Source organism: Eisenbergiella massiliensis, assembly GCF_003435485.1.
Map to the genome: position 1 here is coordinate 47,820 of NZ_QVLV01000028.1, position 21,480 is coordinate 69,299.

Below are 21,480 nucleotides of genomic sequence, written 5' to 3' on the forward strand. Positions count from 1 at the left end.
CTTTCTCTATGGCCGCTTTATTCCGCGGCAAAATCTTCATCCGACAGCTCAATGTCGTAGAGGTCAAAGGGTTCGTCCTCTGTTATCACGCGCCGCTTTTTCCGGCGCAGGGACGACAGGTAGCTGTCCACATCAAAGGTATTCTTTTTGTCGGCGTCCGAGAGGTATTTATAGCGGGGGTGGCGGGTGATGTCGTATTTCTCACTGAAAAACGGCCTCACGCCGCGCACCTGCAAAATACACTTGCCTCCATCCATCGTTGCAATTTCGTCTTGGCTCATCAGCTCCTTTCCGAGTTTTTGGTAGTTCAGTCCGTGGGAGGTCTGCGCGCCCCGGTTCTCGCTCTGGTTGTAGCTGTCAATGGTTTCCTTGCCCAGCACCTCCGCGATCTCCTTGGCGTTCTTGCCCCTGCCACTAAGGAACAGCGTACAGTCGCAGTTGTCGGAAATGATTTCCGCCGCGTCCTTGTAAATAGCCTTTAGCTGCGACTGGCTCTGCAAAATAATAGAAGCCGAGATTTCCCGGCTTCGGATAGTGGCGATCAGCTTATCAAAGTTTGGAATCTGGCCGATGTTGGCAAACTCGTCCAGAATCAGCCGCACATGGACGGGCAGCCGCCCGCCGTATTTGTCATCGGCCCGGTCACACAAAAGGTTGATGAGCTGGCTTTGCACCATTGCCAGAATGAAATTAAAGGTCGTGTCCGTGTCCGACATAATCAGGAACAGGGCTGTTTTTTTATCCCCGATGGTGTCAAGTTCCAGTTCGTCGTCCTCCATCAGCTCCCGCACCTCCCGGATGTCAAAGGGCGCTAATCTGGCTCCGCAGCTTATCAAGATGGAGCTGCGGGTCTTGCCTGCCGACAGCAGGAATTTACGGTACTGGCGCACCGCAAAGTGTTCCGGGTCTTTTTCTTCCAGCCGTTCAAACATCTGGTCTACCGGGGATTGAAATTCCGGGTCGTCCTCGCGGGCTTCACTGGCATTTATCATTTCAAGCAGCGTAGTGAAATTCATTTCATCGTCCGGCGCTTCGTACCAGATATAGCCAATGAGGGCCGAATACAGCAGGCGTTCCGATTTGATCCAAAAATCCTCGGCGCTCTTTTCGCCCTCGCCCTTGGTGTTGCAGATCAGCGTGTTTACCAGCTTCAAAATGTCCTTTTCCGAATGGATGTAGCGAAACGGGTTGTAGCGCATACTCTTGGAAAAGTTAATGGTATTCAGCACTTTTACCCGGTAGCCGCACCGCACAAGGAGCTGGCCCACTTCGCCGATCAGACTTCCTTTCGGGTCAGTAATCACGAATGAGGTCGGGTAGTCCTTGGACACGCACTGCATGAGGTTGGGCTTCACAAAGAACCGTGTCTTGCCGCTGCCGGAACCGCCGATCACCAGCACATTTTTATTCCGGGCGGTCTTGGGGTCTTTGGGCCGGTTGTTCATGGTGAGGCGTTCCGTCTGGGTCAGGAGGATGTTGTTGTCAAACACCGGGTCGATGTACGGGGCTATATCTTTCGGCCCGCCCCAACGGGCGCTGCCGTACTCGACGCCCCGGCGGTATTTCTTGGCGTTCTTGCTTTTGCAGTACACCATCAGCCGCAGTGCCACCGCACCGGCCACGCCCACTACCAGATCGAACAGGTGGAAGCTGGGGGCGGCGCTTTCAAAGGCAAGGGAAAAGCCGTCCGCAAGGTGTAAGAGCTTTTCCGACAAGTCCGCCCCAGCCGCCAGCCGGTAGGTCTGTCCCAGCTTGCCGAACAGGTAAACAAACAGCAGATAGGGCAGGTTGGCGATTATCAGCTTTTTCATTTCCGGCTTCATCGTGACAGCCCCCTTTCCTTGATTTTCTCCTTGGCCTGCTGGCTGCTTCTGGCCGCTGCCTTTTCTTTCAGGACGGCAAGGGTCTTTCGGATGGAGGGGCGTTCCTGCTGTTTGAGCTTCTTGGCCGTAAACTCCTTAAACGCCTGTTCCAGATTGTCCGCCTGCTTGGATTTGAAGATCACGATATACCGGGGCGGATGGGTAGTGCGGTCTTTCCGCAGGGTAAAATCAATGTCGTATTTCTTGGCGCAGGGCTTAAACAGGCCGATGTTGGCGTCGGTGATCTCTATGTTGGACAGGGCGGAACCGTCCTTTTTGAGCTGCCGTAAGCTCTGCTGGCCGTGATGGGTCTTGCCCGTCCCTTTCTGCCGGGCGGCCAGATATTTTCGGATGGCCGCTTGCAGCACTTGGGCGGTGAGCTTGCCCGTCTTAACCGCTAACGCTATGGTTTTCTGGTCTACTTCTTCCTGCAACTGCTATCCCTCCTTTGGAAAGTCAGCAGGCAGGCGGATGGCTTAAATCCGCACCCGCAGGCCGGAGAGGTCGTCGGCATGGATTCCCACCAGATACCAGTTCTCGGCCATTTCAATGCGGGTCGGCCTCCATCTGCCGCCCACCATCACATCAAAAGTTTCTCCGCAGTGCAGGCCGCCGTAATAGTCCGCAAGGTCAAAGCGGATGTCGTAGCGGTCTGTCTGCTCGTCAAAAATCAAAGCACCCTGTTTCATAGGGCCGTCCTCCTTTCAGATTTTGCCTGTATTCATGTCATGGGCCACCAGCGCCGTGTAATAGCCGTTGATGGTGCTTGGGGCGTTGAACAGAACCGCCAGCAGGTATTTTTTGATGTTCCGTATTTCCGTGGTATTTTTGCTGATACAGTCAAAGACAAACTCAATGTGAGAGCTGTTCAGCTTCATCAGCTTGGATTTCACCAGCTCGGCGGGGTAATCGTCCCCGGCAATGCGGATAGTCTTTCGGGCGCTGCATACGGTTTCTACCAGCAAGTCCACGATCTCGTCCAGCATATCCCGGTCAATCCCCTTGGCGTACTGGCAAAGGTGTTCATACTCGATGTTGTCCTTGATGATCTCCCGATAAATCTCTACGGCGCTCTGTGATTTCGCTCCCGTTCCTTTCCGTTCCGGCGGCGTAGCCGCTTCTTCCCCAAAAGGAGAGGGAGGGGAAAGGATAGGAATGGAATCGGTATTTGATCCATCTGTAATTGATTTCTCTTTACTTGATCTATCTTTATTTAATTGCGTTGGTTTTTCCTGCGTAGGCTTTTCCTGCGTTGGATTATCCAATGTTGGATTTTCCAATGTAGGTGAATCCGGCACAGGCTGGGGCTGTTCGTAAATGATGTAATCCGCCCCGCGCAGGCGGCCTTGGCTGTCACGCTCACGGGAACGCACGATATAGCCCGCCTGTTCCAGCTCCCGGACAGCCGCCCGGATCGCGTCGATCTGCTCCCGGTTGATAAGGGACAAGCCTTTCAGCGTAAAATCCCAATCCTCCGGTAAGGACAGCATTTGCGACAGCAGCCCCTTGGCTTTCAGGGACAAGTCCTTGTTCCGCAGGTGGTGGTTGGACATCACCGTGTAGCCCCGGTTTTTCTCCACTCGAAAAACTGCCATCTCGTCGTCCACTCCTTTCACTTGAAATTTCACCGCGCCGTCAAGGGCGGTGCGCTTGCCCGGCTGGTAGGGACATTCCTCATACACACAAAACTGGTACTTCCAGTGCGGGCGGTAGAAACGGCAGGTGCCGCAGTCCTCCGGCGCTCCGGCCTCGCCGCTGTCAAAATGATCTGCGCCCGGCCTCGTCTGCATGAGCTGTTCAAAGGCCCGGTCGCTGCCGGAAGTAAAGTACATAGGCGGTCGCCTCCTTTCTGGTTTTGGGCGCAAAAAAAGCGGCGTCCTGATCTCCCCAAAGGGGAAAAGAGAACGCCGCCGTTTGCGGTGTCGTATTCGATTTTCGATGTGTCACTATTTGGGCGGTGGGCTTCACGGGAGGCAGAAGCGTGTCAAAGCTCAATCCGAAAGTAGTAAATCGGTAGTAAATTCAGTTCTTATATCCCGTGAAATGCCCGTATTTCCGGGCTTTTTGGAGATAATCAGAGTTGTTAAGTTAAAAGAATGCACAAAGTAGTTTTGTTGACAAAACCATTGTATGGTGCAGACTGATTGATGATTAAAAGGCGGAGTCTGTATGGCTCTATTTTGGCTCTGAAAATTTTGACTGGAACAAATATGAGAACAAAATTTGAAGAATATAGATAATAAATTCAGTAAAAAGCAGGGAAAAACAGCCAGTTCAACCTATCCGCCGAGGAGTTTGAGTGATGAAATGGAATTTTGAAACCTAGTGTTTATACGGGTTGCAAACAAATTTGTTTAAGCGTTGGTAACGATTTGGCAACAATTATAACATCACGCATTAAATAATTACATCAAAGGCATAAGAAAAACCTTGCTGATTTTCAGATATGGAAACTGAATATCGGCAAGGTCTTTTTATGCTTATTTCTGCTTTTTCTTTTTAGATGTTTTCTTATCCTCTTTTTCTATCTTTGCTAATTCTTCCATAAGCATATCACTGACCGCCTGTGAGGGAACTTTCGCCCAATGCTGTGAGGTGTCCAGTTCCGGGTACTTGTACCGCCACTGGTCGTATTTCTCTTTGGTAATCTCGCCCTGTTCCAACTTGGCGGCTTGTTTCCGCCATGCGTGGAACATATCGAACATGGACGTATAAGTGGAATAGTCTGACTTGTCAAGGCGTAGGCAGGAAGCAGATTAGCCGCTTGACAGACAAGGTTATGGAGCAGAACGACACCATAGACAGATTGTAGAAAAAAGTGTTTGATTTGGGGCGTTTGGAGCGTCATTTAGGCAGGGAGTACAGTCGATAGTGGACGGTCAAAGGCATTAGAACAGGCAGAAAGGGCAAGTAAACGCCCGAAACGTGCTTTTGAAATGAATCGATAGGAAAGGGGATTGATAGAAGAGGACGGATATGGAGAAGAAAGTCATAGTGCGGCTGTGTGCTAAAATTGTGGCAGAAACAGACCTTTACGAAACGGATAAGGAAGTGCAAAATCTGATAGACTGGGTATGTTTGTCGGAACAGATAAAGGAAAACAATAATACAATCCGCAATCTGACCGGGGAATATAAGAAGATAGAGCCGGATTGCCGGGATGGAGTGCGGACGCAGTTGGAGCGCATGAAAGAACTTTGCAAAGAGCGAAATAGTCTGTATGAGAAGCAGAATGACTTGAAAGGACAGAAGTGGAAGATTGAGAAACCATTGGAACGATAAAAAGTGTGTGGTGTGGCGTTGCTGTGTCCTGTGTTTTTGTGGAAAATGAGAAAGGAAAGTGGTATAATCAAGCTAATTTAGGGGAATGCAAAACTTTTTCGGGTTTGGATATTAGTAAAACGGATATTGGAGGAGAAGGATTATGTATAAATTAGAGGTGCCTAAAGTATTAAAAAGGGGTGATACGATTGCTTTGATATCTATTTCTGGTGGTAGAGCAGGTGATGAGGATATGCTTTATAGATATGAAGTAGGCAAAAGGCGATTGGAGGAAATATGGGGCATTCATGTTATTTCAACACCGAACGCATTAGCGGGAAGTAATTTTTTATATAAACATCCAGAGGCACGAGCTGAAGATTTAATGTGGGCAATGCAAGATAAAGAGATAAATGGCATTATTTGTATGATGGGTGGTGATGATTCTTACAGAGTGCTTCCATACATAGACTTAAATGTAATAAAAAATAATCCAAAGGTATTTATGGGATATTCAGATATTACTTCATGGATGGCGGTCTTTGCAAAAGCCGGTATAAGAGCTTACTATGGCCCTAATTTATTATCGCCTATCGCTCAACCTGTGTCATTAGATAATTACACAAAAGAAGCGATAACAAAATGTTTATTTTCTACTGAAATGATTGGTAATGTATCAGCTTGTTCAGAACACACAAATATTGAATGGCGAAATGTTGGCAAAGACGAAATTAAGTGGGTATCCAATACTGGCTATAGATTAGTACAAGGAAGAGGAGTTGTACAAGGAAGAATTTTTGGGGGATGTGCAGGACCATTGCGGCAGATTATGGGAACTGAATTTTTTCCGAGCCGAGATTTTTTTAAGGATTGTATTATCATGTTAGAGATCGGCTCACCGTATGGAAGTGTTTTAGCTGGATTGCATGAACTTAGAGCATTAGATGCGGCAGGAATGTTTAGACATGCGGCAGGAATAATCACTGGTCAATTAAACGAGGAAGAAGAAAACATGTTGGTTAAGTTTTTGAAGTATGAAGTACGTCGAGAAGATATTCCAGTATTATCAAATGTTGATTTTGTTCATAGAACACCAATGACCGTTGTTCCGATGGGGGCGATGGCGGAGATTGATTGTAGTTGTGTTACATTTAAGATTATGGAGTCGGGAGTAGTTGAATAGAGAAAGGAATGATTTGGTGGCTAATCGGATTTGTATGTGGGGATAGAAAATTTATCAACTTTTTCGATAGTGATATAAATTACATGGTGCTAGCACCATGTAAATAATGTCATTAATGAGAAAAAGGGTTATCAATTTACAGAGATTTGCTATAATAAATGCATGGCAACATTTTGGCAACAGAAAATCAGCAAGCCATAATAAATGATGTAATTGAAGTAAAAGTGGGCGTGTATTTATATAAAACTTAAATAAAAATAGTTAACAACAACGAAGAACACGCCGAGTTTGAGTAAGTTAGTGGGTTGGAAAAAACTGGTATTTATGAATGTTTCAAACAAATTTGTTTAGTGCGCGGCAACGATTTGTGCTGGAAGGACTGTTCATTGAGCAGCCCAGAGTGGTGAAGAAACTGCATTCAAAATATGTCCTTTAAAATGGCTGAAAAGTTTGTAAATACTGGCTTTTCAGCCACTTTTATGCTATGCTGAATACAGTCAGAATACGAAAAGGAACAGGTTTCCATGGTCGAAGGAACACAGATCTCAGCATTAGTAAACCGCCTTACAGAACTGGAAAAAGAAAATCTTCTCCTGTAGGAAAAGGCGGTTTTCCTGACCTGTAAATTTTATGGTAGGTCTACAGAGCAGACATCCTCCCTTGAAATCGAGGGACAGATGTCTTTTTTTTGATGAAGCGGAAAATCAGGCCGATCCCAAAGCCCAACTGGATCCCTGCCAGTTACCGGGACTGTCTGTCTCCGATTGTTGGACTTTTACGGAAAAGAAGGAAGAATACCACGGATACATCCAGCACTAATTTTAAGGAGGATACAATTTTGAACGCATATTTAGAATGTCCTACAATAAAGACAAAAAGTTTCACTATTAGGCTTATCAGAAAGGCAGACAGTGAATCGCTTTTTCAGTGCTATAATGACGAAAGGGCTGTTTGTCTTATGAACGATGACAACTGTGATTTTGGATTTTATGTCGAATCAAGGGAAAAGATGTTAGAAACGATAGGGTATTGGCTGGATTTTTATGAAAAACAATATTTTATCAGATTTTCAATAGTAGACAATGCAACAGATAAGGCAATGGGGACAATTGAGGGATTTGTTGGAGAAACAGGAGTACTTCGCGTAGATATATCCAGTGATTTTGAAAAGGCCTCCTGTCTGTCTGAAATATTTGAGTTTGCAAAGGACAACTTTTATGAGTTTTTTGGCAATGAGGTTATTGTGACGAAGGCTATTCCTGGTGCAACGGAACGCCGAAAGGCGTTGAATAGTAGTGGATGGGAGTTTATTGATAAATACAGAGAGCATCATGACTATTATAAAATCACATGTAAACAATAAACCACAATTTGCAAGGAAATTGTAACGGAGATTATTTATATAATATACAGGGAGGACGTTGTATGTCAAAAATCATTAGGAATGATGTACTCAATTGGCTTCTTGAAGACGAAAACCCAGAAGTGAAATACCGCACAATGATCGAACTTTTGGATATGCCAAAAGACAAATCGGAAGTTAAAAAGGCTTATAACAGTTTATTAAACTCAGGTACAGTCAGTTTGGTTATGGATAAATTCAAACTCAATAAAAAGTGGGAGGATGTCACCGCTTTAATTGCACTTGCTGAATTTGGCCTGACTCGCAGTGATATTTCAACAGATGACTATATTGAACGTATTATCAAGAGCATGGATCTTAAATATATGAAGTGTTCTAAAATACTTCTTCTGAGAAATTTAGTATCACTTGGTTATTATGAACATGAATGGGTAAAAAAACAAATATTTTTGACTTTTTCGGGCATACGGGAAGATGGCACATTTCGATGTCTGGACAAAGGCAAGAAAACGAATGACTCTAAGTTGCCAGATATGGGTTGTTACAGACAAACAACTACATATCTTTTACTTGCAGCAGAGCTTAAAAAAATAGGTGTTGTTTTACCGCAGTTCGAGCAGCTGACAAACTTTTACATAAACAACTGTGTAGTATTTCACCCTAATAATCCTGAAAAGTTAATTATTGAAGAAATGGCAGGTACATACTATCCGTTTGACCATGTGAAGCTGGGACTGCAAATGATAATGTACGGGCTTTCGGTTCTTGGTGTGGCAAATCATCCAAATTGCGACAAGGCATGGGCATTGTTAGACAGCAAAAAAAACAGCTACGGTAAATATGTTCTTGATAAGTCTCATCCATATTTTGATGTGGGAAAGGTTGGTGAACCCAATAAATGGATAACACTTTATGTGCTCTTGGCGGAAAAGTATCGTACGTTATAAGCATTATGCGAAGTGACCAATTCAAATTTACAGAGCGCTAGAATAGTAGTTTTTCTGGAGAGTGTCCAGTATAGGTAAAGTAGGAATTAGAGTGGAAAACTGCTCCAATTTTGTATGGAAGCATAAAATTGGCAGGGAAATTGTATATAGCATGATATAATTAGTGTGTTCAATAAGAGCGGGTTTTGAGCTATTTTTTAATGATGAGGGATAAATGGAGGTGTGGCATATGCGGAGGCTATTTTTGGCATCTTTATTTAAGGAAGTGTCTCATATATTTGAAAATTTTGCTAATGAAAATCTTACAGGTAAGACAGTAACGTTTATTCCAATAGCTGCGCTGCCAGATAAACTGGATTTTCACATAAAATATAGCAAAGAATTATTAGCTAGAATGGGACTCATTGTTGATGAGCTGGAAATTTCCACTGCAACTAATCTTGAGATAGTAAACAAATTAGAGAACAATGATTACATTTATGTTGCTGGCGGAAATACTTTCTTTTTGCTTCAAGAAATGAATAGCTCAGGTGCAGGGAACTTGATAAAAAAACAAATTAATGCAGGAAAACTATTTATAGGCGAATCTGCTGGTGCAATTTTAGCAGCCCCCGATATTGAATATGCAAGAGATACGGATAATCCCCTTGCAGCGCCGCATTTGAAAACATATGATGCGTTGGATGTTATAGACTTTTATCCGGTTCCTCATTATAAGGATGAATCATTAATGGAAGCTGTGGAAAAAGTAATTGCAAAGTATAATACAAAATTGCAACTTGTTCCGTTCAGCAATTCACAAGCCATTCTTGTTATGGGTAAAGAAAAGCAAATTGTTTCAAATACAGATGACGGCGAGGTTGCAAGATGAAAAAAGTAGCAAAGGCATTAGCCAGGAGCTGTCACCGGAGCATGCACCATACAGCAATACTGCCTTAAATATGCTTGGCCTGTTTACACAGGTAACAGCGGTTTGGTCCTATATCGTGACAGTCCTTATAAAACTTATGAATGGAACGTTGTCAGACAATGACCGCCTGGAGTTGTTCCGAAACACAGCAGATAAAATGGGCTTGCATGATCCGATTGTGGAAAAGGATTTTGGGGTATGTGACTATAACGGGAACCTTGAAGCTGATTCCTCCCTATTATCGCTTTTCTGCTTTACAGACGGATTATGATGCCATGAAGGATATGCTTTACGATGATATTCCAGACTTTGAAAGGGTAATGTCCGCAGTCAAAGAGTTAGAAAAAGAAAATTAACATATTTAATTTCAAACATAAAAGTGCCCCGACTATTCGATTTTGAGTAGTCAGTTTTTTCTATGTCCAAGAGAAAGTCATTGTATTTCATGAGTAGTAAGAACTATAATGTATAGGAGTAAAAAACTTAGGAAAATGGAGGAAGGAAATGAAAGGGGATAGTTCAACTGATTGCTGGAGCAATGTGGGAAATGAATGGATAGAGAAGGCGCAGACCAATGATTTTCGGATGCACTATATCATGCCATATACAATGCAGAAGTTGGGGAATGTAGAAGGACTTGATATTTTGGATCTGGGCTGTGGAGAAGGCGGATACTCCAGGGAATTAGCCGGCAGAGGGGCAAAAGTTACGGCGGCCGACTGCTCTGAAATGTCAATTGGTTACGCTGCTTTCGCGGCAAAGGAAAAGAATTTGGACATATCATGCCTTGTCAGAAACAGCAATGATTTATATGGAATACAAAATGATTCCTTCGATATTGTGCTGTGTGCAATGATGCTGATGGATGTGGAAGATTTTGACGGGACAATGAAGGAAATATACCGGGTTCTCAGACCGGATGGGAAAGTGTTTATTTCGATTTTGCATCCCTGTTTTAAGCCGCCTGTGGAACATAAGTGGTTTAAGGAAAATGACACGATTCAGGTAATTGTAAAAAACTATTTTGAACCTGAAGAATGGGTGGGGGAAATTGCAGGGATTGACCAGAGGGTAATTTATCGCCATAGGACAATGTCTGATTATGTTAAAGTGTTTGTAAGGAATAAATTTAAGATTATTGATTTGAATGAACCGAAACCGACGGAGGAGCAGAGAAAGATGTCTCCCAGGATAGAGTGGCTGACAAAAATTCCGATGTATATGTTCATTGAGTTGGCGAAAGATTAAGGTGGCCGAAGAATTGAGGTGTGAGTTGCTTGCTGAATGAGAAGTATATTGCGAATCGTATAGAAGGAATTGTGTGGGAAAAGGCATATGTCCAGATATGCTTTGGCCCGGGAAGCGGGGGGCAGTGAATCCTTCATTTCGAATATTGTGGACAGAGGCAGTTACAATTTATGTGAAGGGTATTAAATTAGAATGAGAGCGGCTCAGCGAGGGCTGCTTTTATTTTTTTGTAAAGCTATTTCATTCCTTAATGCATCTATGTACTTGTAAGACCGTCCTAATAAAATATGTGATATATTTATCACTTTCCTCGTTGACAGCAAGATGATTAAGTGATATATTTATCACATGGAGAGATAAATATATCTCATAGGAGGAAGCGGATATGAAGAAAAATAATATTAAATGGATGGTAGGGATTGGCGTTGCCAGTATTTTAGCGTTAGTGATTTCATGCTGGTATTCTGTCACATACAATAATTCCCGGTTGGTGGTCCCAACAGATTTTGCCAGCTATACTTTTCAGATAAAGGATTTGCCAATGATTATTTCTGTTTCCTTTTTCTGTTTGTATGTACTTGGAATGGTAATTGCGCTTTTTCTGGCAGGCAGAAGGCAGGCTCAGCAGGCAAAGGAAACGAATAGAACACGCAGGCTGAATCCGAAGCTTGGATACTTAGGATTCTTAGGATTTTTGGGCTTTGCCGGCTTTTGGACTTATCAGGTTGATGAAAGTGTTTATCCTTTTGTTTTTTTCCTTTTCTTTGGTTTTTTCGGATTTTATTATGAAGGGAAAATGTCCGGCACCTTTATGGATGAACGGTTCAGGGAGAATGCGGACCGCGCTCAGCTGACGGCTCTGAAGATTTCATATGCCATTATTTTCATAGCTTTAATAGCACTTTGCCAGAAAAATTTTTGGGGGAATCTTGATTTTACCCTGATTGCTGTCATTATTATTATATCATTTGCATTGGGGCTGGAAATTTTCCTGAGCGAATATTTGCTGTATCGTTATGATCATGATGACGAGGGAGCGGAATAAGGTATGGCGGAATTTGAATGCAGATTAAAGAAATATCGGCTTATGAAGGATTTGACGCAGGAACAGCTGGCCGAAATGGTGGGTGTGCGCAGGGAAACGATAATGCGTCTGGAGAAAGCGCAGTATAATCCATCGTTGAAGCTGGCGATTGATATATCCAGGGCAGTAGGAGCGTCAATTGAAGAGATATTTATCTTTGATTAGACATATGTAATTGCGGCAATGGTAAAAATGAGTACAATAAAAGTATAATTGTTTTCAGGCAGTTTTTCTGGGTATTGGGATTCGTCCGGATCTGTGTTCGAAGGGATATGGAAGCCGGATTGTCAGGCTGGCAGTTCAGGAGAGCCGGTATTTGTATGGGGCAAATGCTGTTTATCTGGATGTGCGGGATTGGAATCATCGGGCGGTAAAATGTTATGCTTTGGCAGGATTCTGAATCCGGGAAAAGCTGGAGCAGGAAACGTATGCCGGAAGCGGCGTTTTTAGGATGAGCTATGATTTTAATTAATAAAACTGTAAAAAAGGGGGCTGTGAAAAAACAGCCCCTGCGCAAGGGACTGTTTTCAAGGTCCCTTTTTGTATGGATAAAAGTACTGTTTTGGTTTACAGGAAGTAAAAGTAAAGTTATGATATAAGAAATATATTTCGGAAAGGCGGGAACCGGATGCCTGACAGGATATTTGAAAATATATGTTCACAACTGAATTTGGGAAGGCTCCTGCTGCCGCCTGTCCGGTTAAGCGGCGGGCTTATGCACAAAATGTTTTCACTGGAAACAACAAGGGGCAGATATGCGGTTAAGCTGCTGAATCCCCATGTTATGCTGCGGCCGGAGGCTAAGGCTAATTTTGATACGGCCGAGCGGCTGGAGGAGATTCTGGAAAAGAACGGGATTCCCATTCTGCCGGCGTTAACCTTTCAACACAAAAAGATACAGGAGCTTGATGGACAGTATTTTTACCTTTTTCCCTGGTATGATGGAAGGGCGCTAAAGAGCGGCGGGATTAAAGAATTTCATTGTGCCGAGGTTGGCAGAATATTGGCGCTCATCCACAATATAGATAAAAGAGAGGCGCCTTTTGTTCGCAATGAAATCCGTATTGACTGGGATTTTTATATCAGGGGGCTGGAGGCTGAAAACAGCAGGCTTTGCCAGCTTTTAAAGGATAATCGTTCTCTGCTCTGTGACTGTCAGGAGCGGGGAAATGCGGCGGTAAAGAGGCTTCCGCAGGTGGCAGCCATCTGCCATAATGACATGGACTGTAAAAATATTTTATGGAACGGCAGGGATTACCGTATTATTGATTTGGAGTGCCTTTCATATTCCAATCCTTTTTTGGAGCTTATGGAGCTGGCTTTGTGCTGGTCGGGGTATGAAGAGCGGGCGGTTGATTTTGAGCTGCTCCGGGTGTTTGTGAGGTCTTATCTTGCAGCGGGCGGAAGTGCGCCGGAGGATTGGGAGGCTGTTTATGACAGTAACTGCGGCAGGTTGGAGTGGCTGGAATATAATATCAAACGTGTTTTGGGCATAGACTGTGGTGCGGATGAAAAGGAACCGGGAATTTCGGAGGTTCGCAAAACGGTGGAGCAAATTGTTTATTATGCGGATAGGAAGGCAGCAGTTTTGGACAGCCTGAGCCAGTCGGACTAATGGTAAAAAGGTAATTATAATGAGGAGTCGGAAACATGGCCGAAAGAAAAGAAGGTCTTTCCGCAAATGAAGCGTGGAAGGCGATTATTGAAAAATATCATGTTTTGGAGGAAGTCGAAAAAAACGGCTATTTTCTTATTAAGGCCAGCCAGATTAAGGAGTTCAGGGAACCGCGGCTGATGGCAAAATGGGACAGCACGGATTCCCTGCCTGAGGTGCTGCGGAAAAATAGGATCAATATTTTGCCGGACAGCCGCAGCTCCTATGTTTTGGGGGATTTTATCCTCTATCAGAAAATTCCGGAGCTTGATGAGCCGGTGACGCGGATGAAGCAGGTGGAGCTGCCGGATTATGAAACCATTGACATAAATAACATCAGCTCTGAGGCTAATGCAATCAATGTACTGATCATTTCAGGGATTCTGGATGATTTTCTGGAAACGAGCGGTAATGTTTCCACCTTTAACGGCCGGATGGGAACAGGTTGCTTTGACTTTGAGGTGGATACTTATCGGAAAATCAAAAGGAAAATCAGTGTCAATAATGCGCAGTGTGAAATTGACGGCGGTTTTGAAAACGAGGCCTCGGTGGTGATCATGGAGGCTAAAAATGTGGTCCATGAGGATTTTCATGTAAGGCAGCTGTATTATCCTTACAGGCTTTGGCGAAGCAGGGTGAAGAAACCGATAAGACTTGTTTTTTCCGTATACTCAAATATGATTTACCGGCTGTTTGAGTATCGTTTTGCCACACCGGAGGATTATTCCTCCATAGAGCTGGTGCAGGCAAAGAATTATTCTCTGCAGGATACGAAAATCAGCAGGCAGAATCTTCTGGAGGTCCGTCGGAATACGGCTGTGAAAACCGATGACAACATGGAAGGGACCAAAATACCATTTATTCAGGCCAATTCCATGGATCGGGTAATTTCGCTGTTGGAAAATATGTATGAAAATCCCATGACAACGCAGCAGATTGCGGAGCTTATGGATTTTGACCTGCGGCAGTCGGATTATTATTTTAATGCGGGGAGATATCTTGGTTTATTTGAAAAAACTGCGGATGACGGGCAGAAGGTGGTGTCTTTGACCGCACTGGGCAACCGTATTTTCAGGCTGAATTATAAGAAGCGTCAGCTGAAGCTGGTGGAACTGATATTGGAGCATCGGATATTTGCGGATTTTTTTGACGTGATGATGGAAACGGGAGAGGTGCCGGATAAAAAGGAGATAGCTGATGAAATGAGGGCGCTACATGTATGCAATGAGGGGCAGGTGGCGCGGCGGGCGAGTTCGGTGGCCGGTTGGCTGAAGTGGATTGGGAATCTGATGAAGCTGTAAGCTGTGAAGGGAAGGCGCACGTGACTGGGCAGGAAGGAAGCGGAAAATGTGATAAAGTAACCCTTTTATAATGACTTCTTTCCATAACAATTATCAGATAATTGTGTTAAGATTATCAAAAGAGCAGATCGCAGAAAGCGTATGATGATAATATGAAAAAACATAGAATACGAAATATGATTGGTGCTGCATTTATTATATTAGCCATAGCCGGCACCGTAGCGGCTATGGTATATGAGACACAGAAGACAATTTACAGGGAGAGTTCCGGGCATTTGGTGGAGATTGCGCACCAGCTGTCTGAGAGATTTTCTGACCAGTGTGAGACAAACTGGAATGTCCTGGACACCTTTATACGGGATTATTACCTGATATATGGAAGCGGTACAAAGGAGGAGTTGGTAAGTTTCCTTTCAGACTATCAACAGACCTGGGGGTATTCCCATTTGTTTTTTATAGATAAAAGCGGTTCTTTCATCTACGAGACAGGCAAAATCAGCAAGCTGCAGTTTGATAATTCCCAGAGCATCTACAGGGTCATCTCCAAAAGAGAAAATGTGGTGGCTCCGGCTACGGACTACGATGGTACGGAAATTCTTTTGTTTGCCAGGCCTGTTGAGCCTTTTGAACTGGATGGACATTTAATTGAAGGCGCAGGAATCTGCTATGAGGTCCAGTCGATGCTGGAGAACATGAATATTAACGCTTTTAAGGAGTCCTGTGATGTATACCTGCTGGATGCGGATGGGATCACAGTGGCACGCTCCATCCATGAAGACAGTATGGATGCGTATAATATAGTCAATGCAGTGGAGAAGGAGAATCCTGAACTGGGGAATCTGGAGGAGCAGCTCCTTTCGGGGAAAAACGATGGGATCATGCAGATCAAGGCAAAAGGCAGGGACGCTTACCTGAGTTACACTACTGTTGATGTTGTGGGATGGAAGCAGCTGCTCATGGTTCCGGTCGATGTGGTGAACAATGAGATGCATAATTATACCCGGATGACGGGGATGCTTGTTGCTGTGCTCATTCTGCTTGCAGCGGCAGGGATAGGCGGAATTGTTCACTTTTTTTACAGGATTAATGCAGAAAAGAAGCAGAAGGAAATTGAGTTGGAATATGAGCATAAGGCAAACGAGTCAAAGAGCCGTTTCCTTGCAAACATGTCTCATGATATCAGGACGCCTATGAATGGCGTGCTCGGTATGGCGACCCTGGCGGCGGCCAATATAGATGACAGGCAGAAGGCGTTGGAATATATTGATAAGATACAGATTTCCGGAAAGTATCTGGTGTCACTGATCAATGATATTCTGGATGTATCAAAGATCAGTGAGGGCGCTTTTGAAATTGCGGAGAAACCGATGAACATATCAGACTTTATTGAGGATATCAGAGTTGTGATCGGGCCTCTTGCGGATAACAAGAAGCAGCATTTTACAATTGAGAAGGATATCCGGAATGAATATGTGATCGGGGACAAGCTGCATCTGAACCAGATCGGCATCAATATCCTGTCCAATGCGGTGAAATTCACGCCGGAGGGAGAGGAGATCAGGCTGTCAATCGTGGAAACTCCCGGGGCGTCAGGGGAATATGCACATTATCATATGGAATTCCGGGATAATGGAATCGGAATGAAGAAGGAGTTTATAGAGCACATCTTTGAAAGCTTTACAAGGGAAAAGGATTCCACTATTGATTCTATTGAAGGAAGCGGCCTTGGAATGTTCATTGTTAAGAATCTGGTGGAACTGATGCATGGGACGATAAAAGTGGAGAGTGAGCCTGGAAAAGGCTCCTGTTTTATCGTTGATCTTGAGCTTAAGCTGGATCCGAATGGAATAAAGGCTGATAAGGAAGAGCCTGAGGACAGCACAGAAGCTATCTGCGGCAGGAAAATACTGTTGGCAGAGGATAATATAATGAACAGGGAGATTGCCGTTGAGATGCTCCAGGAAATGGGAGCTTTTGTGATTACGGCAGAAAACGGGCAGGAAGCAGTGGAAAAGTTTGCTGAGAGTCCAACGGAATATTTTGATGTTATCCTTATGGATGTCATGATGCCGGTAATGGGGGGATACGAGGCCAGCAGAAGAATACGGCGGCTGGAAAGGGCGGATGCGGAGAGTGTCCCAATCATTGCCATTACTGCGAATGCATTTCAGGAAGATATCATAGAGTCGGAGGAAGCCGGGATGAATGCCCATCTCTCAAAACCTTTGGATTTTGTGGCTTTGGGCAGACAAATCGAATTACTGACCCGCCACAAAAGAAAACTGCAAAGGGAAAAGGGGAAAAGGACATGAAACTGAAAAAAGTGTATAAAAGAGGGGCGGCCTGCTGTCTGTTCATGATATTGCTGGCACTGCTTTGCGCAGGCTGCGGTAAAAAGCCAGAGGAAGACAACGTATTTACAATCAATGCATGCAAGACCCGTTATGTTCCAAGGAGCATCCTGGATCAGGTGCGGGAGGAATATCCTGATATGGAGATCCGTGTTGAGATGTACGGCGGCTCGAATTTCACCCTGGATGTGGCGGAACGCCTCGAGCATCATGATATTCCTGACCTGTTAGTAACTACCAGAAATGACCTTCAGATGGATACATATAAGGACAGCTTCCTGGATTTATCTTCGTATGATGTGCTCAATCGGTATATAACCCAGTCAATTGATTCCATGAATATGGATGGGGAGGTTTATTTCATTCCGAATTTCACCAGTCTGACAGGGCTTGTGTATGATAAAAATGTTTTCCGGGAACATGGATGGAAGGAACCGCATAGTTATGATGAACTTGTCGCTTTATGTGAACAGGTGGAAAAAGAAGGGATACAGTGTGTGGGCGCTTCCTGGGATAAAGCCGGAACTTATTCTAATATGCTTGCCTGTACGATGGCGGCCGATTTTTATTCCACACCTGAGGGTTCGGCCTGGTTTTATAATTTTGTCAAGGGAAATGCAAAAGGGGAAGGGGTAATCGAACCTTATATTGCCAATTATATACGATGGTTCGAGGATGGTATTTTCCCTTATGGATTAAATGAGACGGGCGCGAGCCAGCGGAAACGGTTTGATAATGGGGAAATCGCCACATTTTATGGTCTGATTGGAAATTTTGAGTCTGATGAGGTACATGAGTATGGTTTGATCCCGTTTTTTACCACGGGAACGGCGGATGCCTATTATCCTACCGCAACGGCAGGGTACTTTGCATTGAATAAAGAACTGGGTGAAAAAGGAAATGAAAAAAAGCTGGAGGTTGGACTCAGGATTCTTGATCTTTTGAGTACCGAGGAAGGTCAGAGAGGGCTTATGCGCGGAGATGCCTGTTATTCCTTTTTAAGAGGTTTTGAGGGGGATCTTACTAATATTACTGACTCCTATCAGGACGTGCTGGGACAGAATCATTTTGCGCCTATGAATATAGATATGAATACGCTGGCGGCATCTGCTGCGGAATTGAAAAATATGATGAATGGGTTGATCTCACAGGAAGAATACATAAAACGCTGTGATGAACTGAAAAAGAATGAAACGACAGAAGCGTATACAGGAGAGTATCTGTTTACTGCCAAAGAGGATTTTACTGAGGAACAGACAGTACAGTATTTTGCGGATGCACTCCGGAATTATGCCGGCACACAGATTGGCATGATTACTCCGGCGATAAATGAGCAAGGGGAGTTTAATAATCCTACGACCGGAATCGCGGCCAAATTCTATAAAGGCGATATTTACTCCTGGGCTCTGAGCCGTAATTGCATAATGGCTTTTGACGGAACGAGCGGATGGGCAAAAATGAGTACAGGGACAATCTCCGGGGAAAAGCTTTATGAGCTCCTTGAAGACGGAATGTGCTGGGAACAGATTGATAATAAGCTTAATAATGAATACTACTATGATAAGGGCGGAATGACATCCCCATTCTATTATGAAACATCGGGTCTGGATGTGGAATTTACATCAGACCATAAAATCAAGTCAATCCGGCTTGAGGACGGCACACCGGTAGAAAAGTCCGGAAGTTATACCGTTGCCGCCCTGCATGAGAATCTCCCTGACAGTTACCTTACAGATCTGCAGATAGAGGAAGAAAAAACGATTCTGGACATTGCCACGGAATATGGTAAGACGGGAATGAAAGGGTATAAGGACAGCCTGCCAATGGAGCGGGATGTTAATAAGGTGGAAAAGAATTAGGATAGGAACACCTAAAGATAGCGATAAGATGAAAGCCTTAAGGTGAAATCCTGGTTATTTTATCTATAAGGTAGTATCATCTGTCTGAGGACCTATGGTACAAATCACAGGTTTCAAACAGAGGATTAACGGCGAAGGTCCTTTTCGGCTGGATACGGGATTTATTTTAACAAGATATGGAGCTGACTGATTCCGGAGGGAAAAAGTCAGTTCCTTTTTTTGCGGGGTATGCAGGAAGGGGCACTGGATTTCACAGGATATCTTCTTCATATTTGATGGGGAGTTTTAGGACTTCCGGTTCAAGCTTATCGTGATAAATATCATCACCGCCGGCTTCAACATAGACTTTTCCTATTTCCTTGAAGGTTTTCAGGCCTTCCGGGGTGACGTATTTCTGCTTCGTAAATTCCATGTGGAGCCTGTAAAGTGTGGAGCGGAAGGAAGAGATGGTGCGTTCGTTATCCCTTTGAATGTGTGATTCCAACAGGTTTTTTATTTCTTTTATGTCGTTGTGTGTTTCGGTTTCGTATTGTTTTAAGGTTTCTATGTCGGATTGGTGTCTGTTAAGAGTGTTTTCGAAAGAATTATTTTTATCCTCAAGGCCCTTTCTTTTCCGGTAATATTTATTCAGCAGACTTCCGAGGGTATTAAGCAGCCTGGATACGCATGAAATAATAGAAGACAGAAATAGAATGACGCCGAGGATTGTTACGTTGTCATATGTTTTTAAAGAATCTATTATGATATCCATGTTTTGGGAAAAACCTTTCTACAGAGAGATATATTTGTTTGATACGTAGCCTGTATGACCGTTGAATTCTATATAGTACCAGTGGGATACTGCATCCTGGCGTAGAATGTTAACGGTATTGTTTCGGGATAAAATAAAGCTTATGTCACCGGAAACGGGGGTAGTTCTGCAATTCAGCTTACTGCAGTTTACCACATGGCCTTTATGTGAGCGGAGGTAGCTGTAGCTGCACCATTTGTTTTCGGCGGGACTGATTTTGGCCCAGTTGTTTTGCAGGGAATAGATGTTTACTTTATCGTATTGATGTATGAGGCCGATGATATTTCCTGCTGTGGACGGCTTGTCCCTTACGTTGAGGGCGGTAGCAGTGACCTCGTTCCAGGCTGTTTCTTCAGGTTTTGAGGGAGTGAGATATTCTTTATATAAATGGTTTACGTCAATTGGGGCGGCTGAGCCGGGGATGAAGGAGGAGCCATACTGCCATATATCATAATGGCCAATGGTGGGAGGTTTTGCGGAATATCTTGCACACCAGATTTGGTAGTTTTTCAACCGGTCAAAAATCAGCATGGTTTTGAACCAGTTATCGGAGGCGTAGACGCCGGGAATGCAGCCCAGTTCCCGGATGCGTTCACAGAATGCGACGATATTTTTTGTACGCTGTTCTTTCGTGATATTGTCGGCGCGGCCATTTTTGTTCGAATTGGAATATTCGGAATCAATGAAGATGGGGTAGGAGGCAGGGAAGGGGCGGATTTGTTCGCAAAGCCAGTCCGCCTGCTGTCGGGCTTCGGTTTCATTGATGGATTGGTCATAGATATAGAAGCCGAGATTCATGTGGTTTTTAAGGGCTTCATTTACGTGGGAGAGGAATTTTTTATCCAGGGTAAGGGCTCCGGAGCTGTAGGATCTGTAGCCGACTCGGATGATGATATCTTTGTATTTTGTGGCGGCAAGAGTGAGATTGATGGTGTTGTGATGAGATATGTCGATTAATTCACGGATGATTGCAGGGGATTGTGGGCGGGAAGCTGGTTCATATTTCTTTGCGGCGGAATAATCTATGCCGGCAAGCTCTCCGTAGTAGGTGAAAGCTTTGGAACGGGTGGTATATTTTGTTTTTACCAGGTCTTCGGCGGTTCCCTTGGCTTCTAGTATCCATGCTTCGCCGGTATCGTCAATTTCCACGATGCCGATGTGGCCGCTTCGCCAGATGAGCATTCCGTTTTGTAGGTTTTGCGGATCTGAAACCTTGTATAGGTGTGTCATTCTGGCTTTTAGCTGGGTGCTGTTAATGTGAGGAATTCCGTAAGAATGGCATACGAAGCCGGAGCAGTCGATTCCTGTTCTGCCGATCTTGGCAAGTGCCAGTTTTTTGATGGCGGGGGTGTATATGTTGGGATACATTGCTGCCAGGGTGTTTATTTTAGACTGGGTTACTGGCTCGTATTTCAGGCCGTATATGTAGACGACGCCGGAGGTGATGAGGTGGTTGGCGTTTGTGACGGCGGTGGCGGTGGTGTTGGGCATGGGTGGGGCTCCTTTCGGTGGGGGATGAGGGGATAAGGCGGTGATTTGGAAGAGGGATAGGAGGAATGGAAAATTTTTGATTTAGTTTAGTAGATAAGGGAAGAGGGTAGATTATGATATTCTAATTTACAGTGGCAAAAAATTGGAGAGCTTTCCGGAACGACAACAAAAAACAT

The 21,480-nt window shown here is 44.3% G+C and carries 21 protein-coding genes and 1 pseudogene; 15 read left to right on the top strand and 7 right to left on the bottom strand.

Annotated features, from left to right (window positions below):
• Positions 1-17: 17 nt before the first annotated feature.
• From DXC51_RS25400 to DXC51_RS25420, 5 genes are all read right to left on the bottom strand, one after another.
• Complete coding sequence (locus DXC51_RS25400) at positions 18-1,823, bottom strand: VirD4-like conjugal transfer protein, CD1115 family (RefSeq protein WP_117545671.1); 1,806 nt, start codon at positions 1,821-1,823, stop codon at positions 18-20.
• The gene (locus DXC51_RS25405; protein ID WP_117545672.1) at positions 1,820-2,296 is read right to left on the bottom strand and encodes a PcfB family protein; all 477 of its coding nucleotides are present in this window, start codon (positions 2,294-2,296) and stop codon (positions 1,820-1,822) included. The genes DXC51_RS25400 and DXC51_RS25405 overlap by 4 nt, the downstream gene beginning before the upstream one ends.
• 42 nt (positions 2,297-2,338) lie before the next feature.
• Positions 2,339-2,551, bottom strand: coding sequence for a DUF5348 domain-containing protein (locus DXC51_RS25410; protein WP_003819042.1), 213 nt, complete (start codon positions 2,549-2,551; stop codon positions 2,339-2,341).
• A gap of 15 nt (positions 2,552-2,566) precedes the next feature.
• A complete protein-coding gene (locus tag DXC51_RS25415) occupies positions 2,567-3,457 on the bottom strand; it encodes a DUF6017 domain-containing protein (RefSeq protein ID WP_330388490.1) in 891 nt (296 codons plus the stop codon).
• Positions 3,458-4,342: 885 nt separating this feature from the next.
• Positions 4,343-4,525: a hypothetical protein gene (locus DXC51_RS25420; RefSeq protein ID WP_330413876.1), complete on the bottom strand. Its 183-nt coding sequence runs from the start codon at positions 4,523-4,525 to the stop codon at positions 4,343-4,345.
• Between the two features lie 83 nt (positions 4,526-4,608).
• On the opposite strand from DXC51_RS25420, the pseudogene DXC51_RS30680 reads away from it, so the two are divergent.
• The 15 genes and pseudogenes from DXC51_RS30680 to DXC51_RS25490 form a co-directional block, all read left to right on the top strand.
• Positions 4,609-4,810: pseudogene (locus DXC51_RS30680) on the top strand (plasmid recombination protein); the annotation flags it as partial.
• 28 nt (positions 4,811-4,838) lie between these two features.
• Positions 4,839-5,144, top strand: coding sequence for a hypothetical protein (locus tag DXC51_RS25430; RefSeq protein WP_117545673.1), 306 nt, complete (start codon positions 4,839-4,841; stop codon positions 5,142-5,144).
• Positions 5,145-5,286: 142 nt separating this feature from the next.
• A complete protein-coding gene (locus tag DXC51_RS25435; protein WP_117545674.1) occupies positions 5,287-6,306 on the top strand; it encodes a S66 family peptidase in 1,020 nt (339 codons plus the stop codon).
• Between the two features lie 838 nt (positions 6,307-7,144).
• Positions 7,145-7,669, top strand: coding sequence for a hypothetical protein (locus DXC51_RS25440; RefSeq protein ID WP_117545675.1), 525 nt, complete (start codon positions 7,145-7,147; stop codon positions 7,667-7,669).
• A 62-nt stretch (positions 7,670-7,731) separates the two neighbouring features.
• Positions 7,732-8,616 (top strand): hypothetical protein, encoded by an 885-nt coding sequence (locus DXC51_RS25445; RefSeq protein ID WP_117545676.1) that lies wholly within the window; start codon positions 7,732-7,734, stop codon positions 8,614-8,616.
• 244 nt (positions 8,617-8,860) lie between these two features.
• A complete protein-coding gene (locus tag DXC51_RS25450) occupies positions 8,861-9,487 on the top strand; it encodes a Type 1 glutamine amidotransferase-like domain-containing protein (RefSeq protein ID WP_243003275.1) in 627 nt (208 codons plus the stop codon).
• Between the two features lie 230 nt (positions 9,488-9,717).
• Positions 9,718-9,882: a hypothetical protein gene (locus DXC51_RS29720; RefSeq protein ID WP_155858273.1), complete on the top strand. Its 165-nt coding sequence runs from the start codon at positions 9,718-9,720 to the stop codon at positions 9,880-9,882.
• A gap of 148 nt (positions 9,883-10,030) precedes the next feature.
• Positions 10,031-10,774 carry a class I SAM-dependent methyltransferase gene (locus tag DXC51_RS25455; RefSeq protein ID WP_025490971.1) on the top strand — a complete coding sequence of 248 codons (744 nt, stop codon included), beginning with the start codon at positions 10,031-10,033 and terminating at the stop codon, positions 10,772-10,774.
• 385 nt (positions 10,775-11,159) lie between these two features.
• On the top strand, positions 11,160-11,819 hold the full coding sequence (locus DXC51_RS25460) for a DUF2178 domain-containing protein (protein ID WP_025490972.1): 660 nt from the start codon (positions 11,160-11,162) through the stop codon (positions 11,817-11,819).
• Between the two features lie 3 nt (positions 11,820-11,822).
• Positions 11,823-12,023 carry a helix-turn-helix transcriptional regulator gene (locus tag DXC51_RS25465; protein ID WP_021636507.1) on the top strand — a complete coding sequence of 67 codons (201 nt, stop codon included), beginning with the start codon at positions 11,823-11,825 and terminating at the stop codon, positions 12,021-12,023.
• Positions 12,024-12,102: 79 nt separating this feature from the next.
• On the top strand, positions 12,103-12,258 hold the full coding sequence (locus DXC51_RS30805; RefSeq protein WP_408608876.1) for a GNAT family N-acetyltransferase: 156 nt from the start codon (positions 12,103-12,105) through the stop codon (positions 12,256-12,258).
• A gap of 228 nt (positions 12,259-12,486) precedes the next feature.
• The gene (locus tag DXC51_RS25475) at positions 12,487-13,473 is read left to right on the top strand and encodes a phosphotransferase enzyme family protein (RefSeq protein WP_025490973.1); all 987 of its coding nucleotides are present in this window, start codon (positions 12,487-12,489) and stop codon (positions 13,471-13,473) included.
• A 35-nt stretch (positions 13,474-13,508) separates the two neighbouring features.
• Positions 13,509-14,813, top strand: coding sequence for a type II restriction enzyme (locus tag DXC51_RS25480; protein WP_025490974.1), 1,305 nt, complete (start codon positions 13,509-13,511; stop codon positions 14,811-14,813).
• 152 nt (positions 14,814-14,965) lie between these two features.
• The gene (locus DXC51_RS25485) at positions 14,966-17,125 is read left to right on the top strand and encodes a hybrid sensor histidine kinase/response regulator (RefSeq protein ID WP_081745518.1); all 2,160 of its coding nucleotides are present in this window, start codon (positions 14,966-14,968) and stop codon (positions 17,123-17,125) included.
• On the top strand, positions 17,122-19,023 hold the full coding sequence (locus DXC51_RS25490; protein WP_025490976.1) for a 5'-nucleotidase C-terminal domain-containing protein: 1,902 nt from the start codon (positions 17,122-17,124) through the stop codon (positions 19,021-19,023). Before DXC51_RS25485 ends, DXC51_RS25490 begins: the two co-directional genes overlap by 4 nt.
• A gap of 250 nt (positions 19,024-19,273) precedes the next feature.
• Here DXC51_RS25490 and DXC51_RS25495 read toward each other — a convergent pair whose 3' ends face one another.
• Both DXC51_RS25495 and DXC51_RS25500 read right to left on the bottom strand, forming a co-directional pair.
• A complete protein-coding gene (locus tag DXC51_RS25495) occupies positions 19,274-19,774 on the bottom strand; it encodes a hypothetical protein (protein WP_025490977.1) in 501 nt (166 codons plus the stop codon).
• Between the two features lie 18 nt (positions 19,775-19,792).
• Positions 19,793-21,304 (bottom strand): GH25 family lysozyme, encoded by a 1,512-nt coding sequence (locus DXC51_RS25500; RefSeq protein ID WP_025490978.1) that lies wholly within the window; start codon positions 21,302-21,304, stop codon positions 19,793-19,795.
• Positions 21,305-21,480 lie beyond the last annotated feature (176 nt).

Bases quoted from the DNA above. Each gene is read 5' to 3' on its own strand.
- DXC51_RS25400 (WP_117545671.1), bottom strand. From the start codon at position 1,823: ATGAAGCCGGAAATGAAAAAGCTGATAATCGCCAACCTGCCCTATCTG.
- DXC51_RS25410 (WP_003819042.1), bottom strand. From the start codon at position 2,551: ATGAAACAGGGTGCTTTGATTTTTGACGAGCAGACAGACCGCTACGAC.
- DXC51_RS25415 (WP_330388490.1), bottom strand. From the start codon at position 3,457: ATGGCAGTTTTTCGAGTGGAGAAAAACCGGGGCTACACGGTGATGTCC.
- DXC51_RS25430 (WP_117545673.1), top strand. From the start codon at position 4,839: ATGGAGAAGAAAGTCATAGTGCGGCTGTGTGCTAAAATTGTGGCAGAA.
- DXC51_RS25435 (WP_117545674.1), top strand. From the start codon at position 5,287: ATGTATAAATTAGAGGTGCCTAAAGTATTAAAAAGGGGTGATACGATT.
- DXC51_RS25445 (WP_117545676.1), top strand. From the start codon at position 7,732: ATGTCAAAAATCATTAGGAATGATGTACTCAATTGGCTTCTTGAAGAC.
- DXC51_RS25455 (WP_025490971.1), top strand. From the start codon at position 10,031: ATGAAAGGGGATAGTTCAACTGATTGCTGGAGCAATGTGGGAAATGAA.
- DXC51_RS25460 (WP_025490972.1), top strand. From the start codon at position 11,160: ATGAAGAAAAATAATATTAAATGGATGGTAGGGATTGGCGTTGCCAGT.
- DXC51_RS25465 (WP_021636507.1), top strand. From the start codon at position 11,823: ATGGCGGAATTTGAATGCAGATTAAAGAAATATCGGCTTATGAAGGAT.
- DXC51_RS25475 (WP_025490973.1), top strand. From the start codon at position 12,487: ATGCCTGACAGGATATTTGAAAATATATGTTCACAACTGAATTTGGGA.
- DXC51_RS25480 (WP_025490974.1), top strand. From the start codon at position 13,509: ATGGCCGAAAGAAAAGAAGGTCTTTCCGCAAATGAAGCGTGGAAGGCG.
- DXC51_RS25485 (WP_081745518.1), top strand. From the start codon at position 14,966: ATGAAAAAACATAGAATACGAAATATGATTGGTGCTGCATTTATTATA.
- DXC51_RS25490 (WP_025490976.1), top strand. From the start codon at position 17,122: ATGAAACTGAAAAAAGTGTATAAAAGAGGGGCGGCCTGCTGTCTGTTC.
- DXC51_RS25495 (WP_025490977.1), bottom strand. From the start codon at position 19,774: ATGGATATCATAATAGATTCTTTAAAAACATATGACAACGTAACAATC.
- DXC51_RS25500 (WP_025490978.1), bottom strand. From the start codon at position 21,304: ATGCCCAACACCACCGCCACCGCCGTCACAAACGCCAACCACCTCATC.